Below are 453 nucleotides of genomic sequence, written 5' to 3' on the forward strand. Positions count from 1 at the left end.
AGGAGGCCCCGTTAAAAGGTAAGCAGAAAATCTATGGTTAGAAGTGAAGGCTTTGACAACGTTCTAAATTTTATGACAGAAATAAAAAAGCATTACCTTTCAAGATAATGCTTTTTCACTCAAACTGAGTCTTATAACAATTAGATTAATGTGATTTTAATATCATAGCTTTCAAGCCCAGTCATTTTTTCACGAGCATTAAACTGGATATCGGAAACTTCTTTTCCTGTCTTTTTTTTGAGTTCAATAATTTTTTTTGTGATGAATTCAGAAATATCCGCTTCAGTTTTTCTTTTTAAATCTTCGACGTTCATTGTTTACCTCTCTTGATCTCTAACGTATCAACGCCAAGCATGTTACATTCCCCGTAGAGCACTTGTATAAGCGCTGATATGTTTAAAAGATAGAATAGAAAGACTCAATTATCAATAGTTTGCAGTACAATCTTCATAC

1 protein-coding gene is annotated in these 453 nt (G+C 32.7%); it reads right to left on the minus strand.

The window, feature by feature from the left end; genetic code table 11:
- Positions 1-140: 140 nt before the first annotated feature.
- Positions 141-314, minus strand: a complete 174-nt coding sequence (locus tag JSN25_RS17995) for a GnsA/GnsB family addiction module toxin (RefSeq protein ID WP_001100119.1) — start codon at positions 312-314, stop codon at positions 141-143.
- Between the last annotated feature and the right edge of the window lie 139 nt (positions 315-453).

The sequence above is a fragment of the Citrobacter cronae genome (genome assembly GCF_016893685.1).
Taxonomy (GTDB): Bacteria; Pseudomonadota; Gammaproteobacteria; order Enterobacterales; family Enterobacteriaceae; genus Citrobacter; species Citrobacter werkmanii.

Bases quoted from the DNA above. Each gene is read 5' to 3' on its own strand.
- JSN25_RS17995 (WP_001100119.1), bottom strand. From the start codon at position 314: ATGAACGTCGAAGATTTAAAAAGAAAAACTGAAGCGGATATTTCTGAA.